11 protein-coding genes are annotated in these 10,348 nt (G+C 48.0%); 3 read left to right on the top strand and 8 right to left on the bottom strand.

Annotated elements, in window-relative coordinates; translation table 11 throughout:
* The first annotated feature begins 241 nt into the window (after window positions 1-241).
* From IQ256_RS27040 to IQ256_RS27030, 3 genes are all read left to right on the top strand, one after another.
* Window positions 242-514, top strand: coding sequence for a hypothetical protein (locus tag IQ256_RS27040; RefSeq protein ID WP_193858798.1), 273 nt, complete (start codon window positions 242-244; stop codon window positions 512-514).
* Between the two features lie 95 nt (window positions 515-609).
* Entirely contained in the window at window positions 610-1,086 is a 477-nt protein-coding gene (locus IQ256_RS27035) for a hypothetical protein (protein WP_193858797.1), read from the top strand.
* A 74-nt stretch (window positions 1,087-1,160) separates the two neighbouring features.
* Window positions 1,161-2,246, top strand: a complete 1,086-nt coding sequence (locus IQ256_RS27030) for an NAD(P)/FAD-dependent oxidoreductase (protein WP_193858796.1) — start codon at window positions 1,161-1,163, stop codon at window positions 2,244-2,246.
* A 112-nt stretch (window positions 2,247-2,358) separates the two neighbouring features.
* On the opposite strand, the gene IQ256_RS27025 is transcribed toward IQ256_RS27030, so the two are convergent.
* The 8 genes from IQ256_RS27025 to IQ256_RS26990 all read right to left on the bottom strand — a co-directional run bounded on the left by IQ256_RS27025 (window position 2,359) and on the right by IQ256_RS26990 (window position 10,200).
* Complete coding sequence (locus tag IQ256_RS27025; RefSeq protein ID WP_228025335.1) at window positions 2,359-2,997, bottom strand: response regulator transcription factor; 639 nt, start codon at window positions 2,995-2,997, stop codon at window positions 2,359-2,361.
* Entirely contained in the window at window positions 2,997-4,754 is a 1,758-nt protein-coding gene (locus IQ256_RS27020; protein ID WP_193858795.1) for a GAF domain-containing sensor histidine kinase, read from the bottom strand. Before IQ256_RS27020 ends, IQ256_RS27025 begins: the two co-directional genes overlap by 1 nt.
* 87 nt (window positions 4,755-4,841) lie before the next feature.
* On the bottom strand, window positions 4,842-5,789 hold the full coding sequence (locus IQ256_RS27015; RefSeq protein WP_193858794.1) for an IS1595 family transposase: 948 nt from the start codon (window positions 5,787-5,789) through the stop codon (window positions 4,842-4,844).
* 223 nt (window positions 5,790-6,012) lie between these two features.
* Window positions 6,013-6,222: a CDGSH iron-sulfur domain-containing protein gene (locus IQ256_RS27010; RefSeq protein ID WP_193858793.1), complete on the bottom strand. Its 210-nt coding sequence runs from the start codon at window positions 6,220-6,222 to the stop codon at window positions 6,013-6,015.
* A gap of 44 nt (window positions 6,223-6,266) precedes the next feature.
* On the bottom strand, window positions 6,267-7,478 hold the full coding sequence (locus IQ256_RS27005) for an MFS transporter (protein WP_193858792.1): 1,212 nt from the start codon (window positions 7,476-7,478) through the stop codon (window positions 6,267-6,269).
* A gap of 196 nt (window positions 7,479-7,674) precedes the next feature.
* The gene (locus IQ256_RS27000) at window positions 7,675-8,415 is read right to left on the bottom strand and encodes a hypothetical protein (protein ID WP_193858791.1); all 741 of its coding nucleotides are present in this window, start codon (window positions 8,413-8,415) and stop codon (window positions 7,675-7,677) included.
* Window positions 8,416-8,516: 101 nt separating this feature from the next.
* The gene (locus IQ256_RS26995) at window positions 8,517-9,413 is read right to left on the bottom strand and encodes an AraC family transcriptional regulator (RefSeq protein ID WP_193858790.1); all 897 of its coding nucleotides are present in this window, start codon (window positions 9,411-9,413) and stop codon (window positions 8,517-8,519) included.
* Window positions 9,414-9,531: 118 nt separating this feature from the next.
* Entirely contained in the window at window positions 9,532-10,200 is a 669-nt protein-coding gene (locus IQ256_RS26990) for an AraC family transcriptional regulator (protein ID WP_193858789.1), read from the bottom strand.
* Window positions 10,201-10,348 lie beyond the last annotated feature (148 nt).

The raw sequence follows: 10,348 nt of genomic DNA, 5'->3' as shown, positions 1-10,348 counted from the left end.
TTCAGCAAGATCAGGTCTGACTGAAAGTGACGCCATTTGAACGGTTCTGAGCAGGGCATGAGGTAGGTTGCGATCAGGGCATCCCAGAATACCAAGTCAGAGCCTATGTATTTTTTGCAACACAACCTACCACACTGCTGAAAATCAGTCTAAATCCATCGAGAGAATTCGGCATTGCTTTGCAGCAGCGGTCGGTCGTACGACACCTGATGGTTTGTTTAGCGAAAAAGAGAATGCTGCCTTGCAGTTCGCCTGGATTTCGGCTCAAATGCCTTTGACGACGCCTCGTAAATTCGTGAGTTCAGCGGTAGAGCACTATTCAGAGAAAGAACTTGTTCATCTGATCGTAACCTGTTCAGTGACATCGCTAGTGCAGCGATTTGTCGCGATCGCACAGCCCGAACTTGAGGACAGCGTGTCTGCATTTTTACAGCAACACAACCTCGAAACCAACACGCTGAACCTACGATATCCATTGCCTAAAGCGAGAGTAGCACAGCTAGCTAGCTGCTAAATTCATTCATCCAGTCCATTACAGAGAGGTGCGACTTTCAGCACCTCTCACAGCTTGCTCATCACACAATTTCAGAAATTTAAGCAAACACCATTATGACCCTTACACTCGTTCCCACTCTCATTATTTTGTTTTTCTCGTTTGCCACAGGATTCTTTGCTGTTCTTTCATACATCGAGAAACCTGTTTGGCCGCTGATGTTTGATGCGGCAAGCAATACCGTAATCGACTCAGATGCAAGGCTGATTCATGCAGAGCTGAAGCGCATCATCGAGCTAGCACCACCGACGATGATGACCGTCGTCGGAAGTGGAACTATCTGCATTTTACTTCAGGCGTGGCTACAAGATTTCAGCCGCAATTCCTTAGTAGTGCTAACGTTTTTTGTTATTTTCCAGGGCTACATTTTAACTCAGCTATTCAGCCGGATTGAAGCGGTGAAGCAGACCTCTTCTGATGGCAGTATCAGTGTTGTTCGCACTGGGCTGGGTGAATTAGCAGCTATTCATCACATAGGGTTGGCAACGGTTGCTGGTTTAACGTTGCTTGAGCTGATGCTGTTTGCAGTATGAGATAGCAAGCAATAGAACAACCGCAACAAGTCTCATCAGTCTAGTTCATGTACAACTACAACAACATTTTTCCAATGAATAATCATCAAGAGACCTCAGTTTTAATTGTTGGCGGCGGTCCAACTGGGCTAACCGCAGCGCTGGAGCTAGCCCGTCATGGCGTTAACTGCCGCGTGGTCGAGCGGCGTGACGCCCCCTCACCGTTCAGCCGAGCAGTGGGTATTATGCCCAACACAATGCGACTTTTGGAGCCGTCGGGCGCAGCCGAACTCGTCAAGGCGAAGTCAATTATGGCGAGCGGGCTTGAAATTTATGTTGACGCTGAAAAAGTCTTTGAAATGCCCATGGATCGCCATCCCGATCCCAGTGTTAGGTTGTTCTGCTTACCCCAAGATGAAACTGAATCGGTCTTGGCGCAGCGGGCAGGCGAACTGGGTGTAGGCGTTGAGTACGGTAAGCGTTTTGAGTCTCTCAAGGACGACGGCAATCGCGTTCAGGCAACCGTTGATGGCGACACGAGTGAATATGATTATGTGCTTGGCGCTGACGGCTCTCGTAGCACTGTGCGCGATGAGCTAGGGATAGAGGCTGAGGGCTTTGATCTGGATGATGAGTGGGCGATCGCAGACGTTGAGGCACCTGCTTGGGCCAAGAAACCAGGATTATTCCGCGTCTACATCCAGGACGGAGGCGTGGTGGTATTTGTGATTCCGATGTCACCAACACGCTACCGCATCGTCTCGAATCGTCCAGAGGCGCTGGCAACGCTAGACGTAAAGATGCCGATTGAGCATCTCTATCGCGAGGGGAATTTCCTCATTGGCATCCGTCAGGTGCCTGACTATCGACGGGGCAACGTATTTTTGATGGGTGATGCGGCCCATACTCACTCACCTGTTGGCGGGCGGGGGATGAACTTAGGCATTGCCGATGCTGCTCACTTTGCGAAGTGCTATGCCAGCGGGAGGCTCGACCAGTACTCGGATGAGCGGCACCAGATAGGTGCTGACACAATTGCCTATACAGAGAAGGTGAGAGGGACAGTGGTGACACCGATGAACCGCACCCGTCAGGCAGTGCTACAGCTATTGAACCTTGGCACACTCATCCCTGGCGTGCCTCAAAAAGTTGTTAAAAAAATGGTCAGCGGCGAGTTTTAAAAGGCAGTTCCCTTCCGTGCAAAAGAATTCATCGGCCTTTGATATCTCTGTGTTCGCGCAATTACAGCTTTTACCTGGAGTGATTCGGCGAAAGCTAAACTCTAGGTAAAAGCTACACCTTGGCAATGCCGCGTTTGATGGCGACTAGGACAGCCTGGGTGCGATCGCTCACCCCCAGCTTAGTAAAAATGTTGCCGATATGAAACTTGACTGTGCTCTCGCTGACATGGAGATGTTTACTGATCGCCTGATTGGGTTTGCCTTCGGCCATGAGCTGGGCAACTTCGCGTTCTCGTTCGCTCAGCGTTAGCAGGCTCATGCGCTCGGCCAGCTTCGCCCCAACAGCGGGGGGAATGTACTTGTTGCCCGCGTGGATAGTGCGAATGGCATCGAGCAAGTCGTCGATCTCGGTATCTTTGAGCAGGTAGCCCTTTGCGCCTGCCTGCAAACCGAGAAAGATATCTTCGTCGGTGTCGTAGGTGGTGAGAATAGCGATGCAGGCGTCGGGAAACTCCTTACGAATTGAGGCGATCGCCTCGACCCCAGTCATCTCCGGCATTCGCAAGTCCATTAAGGCTACATCAGGCCGAACATTGCGAAACTGTTCAACCGCCTCAAGGCCAGTCGCAGCTTCCGCCACTACCGCCATACCGTCCGCCAGGTTTACCATTTGCACCAGGCCGTTACGAACAATCGGATGGTCGTCGGCGACTAGTACGCGAATTGGGTTTGCCATGATTGAGTTTGTCATTACAGAGGAACCTCCACAAAAATCTCGGTACCTTCTCCCGGCTGAGAGGCGATCCGAAGCTGTCCGTTAATTTGGTCTACACGCTCAGACATGCCCACCAGTCCAAAGCCCTCTGTTTTGAACTGGGGAGAAAAGCCGCAGCCGTCGTCGTAGATTTGTAAGCTGACCTGTTGTGGCCGGTAGGTCAGCGAAATCTCAAGGGTGGCAGCGTTTGCGTGTTTAAGGACGTTGGTCAAGGCTTCTTGGCAGAGGCGAAGCAGATTGCGGCTGACAAAATAGGAGAGTGGCTGGGGGGAACCTGTGACGGTTACCTGGGTGCGAATGCTAACGCTGTTAGTGACCTGCTTAACGTGGTCAGCGAGATCCTGAGGGAGAGAATTTTGGGTTTCAGTAACGGGGTAAATCGACCAGACTGAGCGACGGGCCTCGTCTAGTCCGGTCTGAGCAAGACTACCGACGCGTTCGAGTATGCTGGTGAACTGAGTGAGATCGCAGTCGTTGTCGCTGATCTGCGTTTGTTTGACTAAGTACTGGGCGAGCTTGAGCTGTACTGAAATACCGGTGAAGGTTTGGGCCAGGGTGTCGTGAATCTCTTGGGCGATGCGGGTGCGCTCGCGAATCAGCGCAGTTTCGGCTCGTAGGCTTTCTTCAGCCAGGTCTTCTCGGGCCTGACGCAGTTCGGTGATATCGAGCTGTGAAGCCCATCCACCGGTTATGTGGCCTTCGCTGATGGTGCAAACAGCACTGTTTAGAAAGTAGTGCTGTTGCCCTCGAAAATCAATCTCTTCGGTTTCCAGATTATGACAACGGTAGCCATGCTTGACTATTGTCGGAATGAAAGCCGCATTTTTCTCCGAGTCTGCAACATGCACATCTGTACTGCCCAGGCCAATTAGCTCATCAGGATTTTCAACACCGTACATGGCAGCAAAGGCTGGGTTTGCTTTCACAACGCGAATATTCTGGTGCAGCCAGTCACACTGTTCGCTAAAAGGAATCGTAACCGGGCAAGGTGGATCTACCTCCACACAATAGAACCCCTCACTGCTCAGCTCGAATAGTGTGCGAAACCTCTTTTCGGATTCGGAGAGTTGAGTAAGCGTCTGTTGCAGTTTGGTATTGAGATGGTTGAGTTCACGCGATCGCGCTTGCTCTGCCTGCAAAATAGCTTTTTGAGTTTGATCGCGCTCAATGGCGGCGGCAACGCTGTCAGCAGCAATGGTAAAAATGGTCTGCTCTGCCTCATCTAGCCGCTTTGCTTCACGACAATAGTCAAAGCTAAAAACACCCCAGAACCGATCGTTAACGATAATCGGCACCATCGTAATAGAAACGTTGCTCAGGGCCTGAATGAGACTCAGTGCAGGCTCGGCTACGTCAGCAGCCTGCACATGCATAGCCTCGCCCTGCGCTAGCTGCGTCTCAAAGTCAGGAAAATATTCCCACAGCAGCGCCGACTCCAGTTCAGGAATGCTTTCAGTGGAGGTAGGCACCTCAGCGCAGCACCACTGGGTATGCAATTGTACCGCCGCCTTACCCGTCTGTGGATCGGGGACGTTTTGGACTAAAGAGGCGCGATCGCTGCCTACCGCCTCTCCTAGCAGTCGCATCACCTCTGGCAAAACGGTTTGGTAATCGGGCGATCGCAGCAACAGATTCGCGACCTGAGCCACCGTTGTCAGCAAACGAGAGTGCTCATGCTTAGCAAGGCAAGATTGAGAAGAACGAACCTGGGCATAGCTTGACTGAGCAGTCATGGAATAGCTCACAATAGCGGCAACGTTAGCTTCATTTTAAGACAGGGAAACGGCAATTCATTTTGGCTCAATCGGGGTTTCAAGGAGCTAGCCTAGCAAAAGGTTCAATAGACCATCCAACAAGGCTTTGCCTCTTTTTCTAGCATTATGAACGAACTCGAAGAATCCGAGATAAATCGGCAGCTTCTCTTGAGAGATGCCACGATGGGGCCTGAGCCAAGAGCGCAATAGTGACCAAAATCCTTCCATCGTGTTGACGTGGACTTCGCAAAAGCCATCACCATCTTCATCACGAGCGTATTCGCCAGCGCTATGACAAACGCTCTTGTGAGCATAGCCCCATGCCTCTAGTCGGGCATAGATGTCGTACTCGTCAGTGTAGATGAGCGTTCCAGCGCTCACTGTTGCTTGAATAATTGGTTGGATGGTCTGCTGCTGAACATTGGCTAGCATTTGGATAACGACTTCTCCGCCGCGCTGAATCATGCCGAAGATTGGCGGCTTCTCTTTTTCGAGCGTACCGCGTCCCCGTAGCTTGCTTCTCGAAGAGTAACCCTTTGAGCTTGCGCCGCCGTCCTTTGCGTTCTTTTTTTTAACCTGCTCAGGTTGACTCTTGTGGCCTGCGGTGACATAGACTTCATCAAATTCTACTGTTCCTGATAGCTGCACTTCTGGCCGTTTGTCGGCCACCGCTTGGCGCAGCTCGCTGGTCATCTGATGCACATCATCTTTGTGCAAGTTTAGCTCTTGAGCAATCTGTCGATTCGAGAGATTGAGGCCCATCAGATACAGACAGGCAAGCCAAGTTTGCAAAGGTTGATGGCGACCCGCAAAGATGCTGCCGGTCAAGTCATCAAACTGACGCCCACAGTCGCCACAGGCGTATCTCTGTCGAGCAGAATGGGTCTCATGTTTGCCATGTTTTGTGACTGACACAGACCCGCATTCAACACAACAAACGCCGTTGGGCCATCGCAGTTGGCGCACCGTTTCGTAGCATTTGTTGTCATCTATAAGTCTCGAAAGCGTTAACATCGGAGCCTATGGGGACGGTTATTAATGTCACGCTAGCGCGTGAGACCAATGCCATGCAACCTCCCAGAAATAGCTATTGAGCCTTGAGTAATTCAATTACCTGTGTGCGAGTCTCCTGAGCAATATCTATTCGAGTAGAATGCAGCTTAATTCTGGTTGTAGTTTGCATCAAATTTCTGCTCCCGATTGACGTTGTTTTAACCTAAAAACTTTAAGCTAGAAACTAGCTGTCCGAAACTCTCGGTGCGGACTCAAAACCAATCTCTTGATGGTTTCCTGTACAGAAAGGTTGATTAGTTGACGCTCCACACCTACACAAAGCGGTCGCTTTGCCATCAGTATCAAAGGTATGTCCTTCAGCATCTACTATAGAAAAATCACCCTGTAGTAAAAAAGGACCGTTATCTTTTACTCGAACAGTGACCTCAGACATAATTGTTCTCCTCAGAAAATAGTGAATGATTTTAGGTGATCGCCTTAGAGTTCCGAAGGCACAGCAGTACCGATAGTACTTCTCACCGCGTGGCAAATTTGCTTCTTGAATAGCCACATCAATGCCGCTAGGATAGCTAGCAAAACGCCGGTTAGCCCATAGGTAGCGGTCATGCCGATATTTTGCCTGAACGGCTGAGAGACAATCGGTGACAAAAATTGTCCTAAAAACATGAATGTTGTCAGCCCTCCTAGCGCACGACCTCGCATTGCATCAGGGACTTCGTTAGAGACCCAAACATTCAAGTTCGGCATCATCAACCCTAACCCCATACCAGCAGGCACCAGAATCAGGAGTACTAGCCAGTAGCTGCTTACCAGACCCAAGCCGATATATCCCAGACCCATGAGGCCAAATCCTAGGGCCAAAATGCTGATAAAGCTAAAGCGCTGTTTTACTTTGCCATAGCGCATGGAGGCGAGCGCGCTAAAGAGTGTGGCGCAGGCGATCGCCAGTCCAGTTTGGGTGGCTCCAACATTGGCAACCTGCTGTAGATGGAACGGCAGCTGCACTGGAATTAGATAAAAAGCAATCTGTTGAAGCAGTACAGAACCATAGACCAGCACCAACAGTTTGATCGGTAACGGGGCTGAAGCTGAAGAAGTCTCTAAATTAATCTGAGGCCGCAATGGCTCGTATAAAGCGAAGATAATCGTCGGCAGTAGCAGCCAAGAGAACAGATAGATTAGAAACGGAAATCGCCAGTTCAACTCGGCGATAAAGCCGCCAACGGATAGAAAGAGCACCCCACCAAAGCCCATGAAAGCAGCTTGCAGCCCCATAAAGTTGGCACGCGCATCCCCTTTGTAATAGTCTGCAATCAGCGTCGTCGCGCTGACCATAATGCCTGCTACCGCTAGCCCTAGCAGGGCACGTCCGCTGAGGATGGCGAAGAGAGAATCTAACACGAAGCCAGAGCCGCCCGACAAGCCATACAAGATTGCTGAGGCTAATAGCAACGGCTTGCGGCCAATGGAGTCTACTAACTGACCCGCAATCGGTGAGCCAATCACAATAAACAGGGCAGGCATCGTTAGCACTAGACGTACCCAAAATTCGACGTTTTCGATTTCGGCAAACTGTACTTGCATCGCTGGCAGCGAAGGAGCGATCGTCGCGCCAGACATCACCGTCAGGGTACTGGCCAGCAGTAGAGTTGCTTTGATGACAAAAGCATTTGGACTGGGCTGTGTCATTACTTGTAAATTACCTTATGCACGGACAGTAAAACTAGTGGTCCTTAACCAAACAGTTATAGTCTAGGGAAAACGTCTCCAAGCTGAGAAGGGTAAGGTCGTAATAGGGTTCAGCTAATGTGACTGTCCTAGCCAACCTGACGGATGCTTTATTCAGACCCAGAACGTCAAGTAAAACGGCGAAAAAGAGCGTTATTTAGCGAATAATTTTCACCACATCATAAAGACCATGTTCGTTGTCCGCGTAAGCTTGCCAATAGTTCGTTTCCTGATCGAAGCCCACGTTTTTACCCAACGACTCAAAATCTTCTCGGCTATCCCAGCGAGCAAGTAGAGCAATTGTGGACTCGTTAGTGCTAGGACACATGGCCGCCCATTGCAATCCCGGCATCATGTCTAGCACTCCAGGCATCATCTGACTAACCGTTGATGCTAGCTCAGATTGTGCTTTTCCTGGCTTCATTTTAAATTGGCTAAACATGATCGCATCTCCCTGCTGGAACTTAGGTGATGTGTTTTTGGTCTCTGTATGCTGAACTTGACAGGCAAAAGTTTGCGGAGTCTGAGCAGTCGAAGTCTCTAGAATATGCTCTTCTGCATAGGATTGGAAGCTAGAGAGATCTTTTCCTTGCCACTGCGATAGAGCAACAACTTGAGACCCATCTTGTGCTTCGAGAATGGCAGAGTCTTGAAAGCCAGGAATGTTTTCAAATCTTGTTTCTTCTGCTTTAGCCACTTCCGAAAAGACTTGAGATTGGGTGGTTGGGGTGGTTGGATAGATGGTCACTACATTTACAACCCCGGTAGTGTCTTCTAAAGGAACGGCTGTATCTGCTTGAGCTATGCCAGGCATCAGAACTAGTAGCCCTACACTCAGTCCGATAGTGGTAATCACTAAATAGAATTTACGGATTATCAACCCAATTACATAATTCATATCGTTTCAACCTCCGAGTGTCTTTAGACTTGGTTGCATTGATAATATGAAGTTTGTTCGTTGAAATATACCGACTTATTGCAATTTTTGATCGAATCTTGCTATTGATTAGAAAACTTCTTAGGAGTTGCGCCTACTAAGCGTTTGAAGTGCTTAGCAAAGTGGCTTTGGTTAGAAAATCCGACTTCTAGGGCAATGTCGGCAATGCTTAGTTTTCTTTGTCTCAGTAATATCTTTGCCCTTTCGATACGACATTTGATTAGATATTGATAGGGCGTAATTCCTGTAGATTGTTTAAATAGACGACAGAAATAAAAGCGACTCATACTTACCTCAGTTGCCATTGTTTCTAAGGAGATATTTTCAGCTAAGTGGGCTTCAATGTAGTCAATAGAGGTTTGCAGTTTTCTTGGCGACAGCCCACCACTATATTGTTTGAGTTCAACAGGAGAAGTAGAGTAATTACGTAACAGATGAATGTTTAGACTATTGAGTAAAGTTTCTGCATACAGACGACAACCCTTATAGTCGGTTTCTAATTCCTGTTTGAGTGCTAATGCCGTACCATAGATAAAGGGATCGTATTTAGGAAAGGTGGGAATAACCTCGATCCGATCGCCTTTAATTAATTCTGAGCAATCACGCAACAATTTTTGCGGTTCAATTGCCATAACGATGTACTCTGTATCAGTGAGCTCGGCATTCCAATAATCAATACCACTAGGAATTATTATCGAATCGCCTGTTTGATAATTGTTGTTCTCAAAGCGGTCGTCCATTCTATATTCCGACCGTACATCTTTCAGGTAAGTTACAACTATATGCTGAAGATAAATAGATTTTGGTAATTCATGAGGTGATTGAAGATGATGTTCAAACACCATGTTTTGCCAACCTGCATCGCGACTGGTTAGTATTGGTTTTTGGGGAACATAATTTTTGTAATATTTTCGCTTGAATATATCTATCAATCTTGTTTTTTGATGCTGCATAGTCATAGCCATTTAGTTTAAAAATTATAGTAAGAAATTATTGAAAGAGTTAACAAAGTTTGCTGATTGTGTTTGATGGACGATTAATTTCTTGATTTGTCAATTTTCGATTTATGTAGCCTTACTAGCGATCGCGATAAGTTTTGGGAGTAATTCCGATTAAACGTTTGAAGTGTTTGGTAAAATGACTTTGATTGGAAAAGCCTACTTCTAAGGCAACGTCAGCAATACTTGATTTTCTTCGTCTTAGTAATAATTTGGCTTTCTCAACACGACACTTAATCAGATATTGATAGGGCGTAATTCCTGTAGATTGTTTAAACAGACGACAGAAATAAAAGCGACTCATACCTACTTCAGTTGACATTGTATCTAGCGATAAATTTTCGGCTAAATGGGCTCGAATATAGTCAATAGCCTGGCGCAACTGATACCGAGATAAGCCTCCGCCATAATCTCGAAAAACTGGTTTGCGAGTCGAGTAATGTTGCAGCAAATGCGCGGATAGGGCTGTAGACATCGATTCGGCATAGAAATGACTACCCGCAGGATTGTTTTCTAAAGCAGCTTTAAGTGCCAATCCCATCTGAGCGACCAAAGGATCGGGCTGATGAAAGTTTGGTACAAGTTCTACTCGCTCTGGAGAAATTGCCTCATGAGCAGCTTGTGCGAGGCATTGAGGGTCTAAATAGCAGTGAATAAATTCTACATCTTTCGTCCAGCACGCTCGATGAGGCAAGTCAGCAGGAAAAATGTGTAACGCATTAGTGGAATAATTCCTTACAGTTTGCAATTTTCCTTCGGTAATAAATTTGGTTGTGTTGCAAAAAATACATAGGCTCTGACTTGGTATTCTGGGATGCCCTGATCGCAACCTACCTCATGCCCTGCTCAGAACCGTTCAAATGGCGTCACTTTCAGTCAGACCTGATCTTGCTGAA

The sequence above is a fragment of the cf. Phormidesmis sp. LEGE 11477 genome (assembly GCF_015207105.1).
Lineage (GTDB): Bacteria > Cyanobacteriota > Cyanobacteriia > Phormidesmidales > Phormidesmidaceae > Phormidesmis.
The sequence above is the reverse complement of the archived record's forward strand: the minus strand, read 5'-3'. Positions and strand labels throughout refer to the sequence as shown.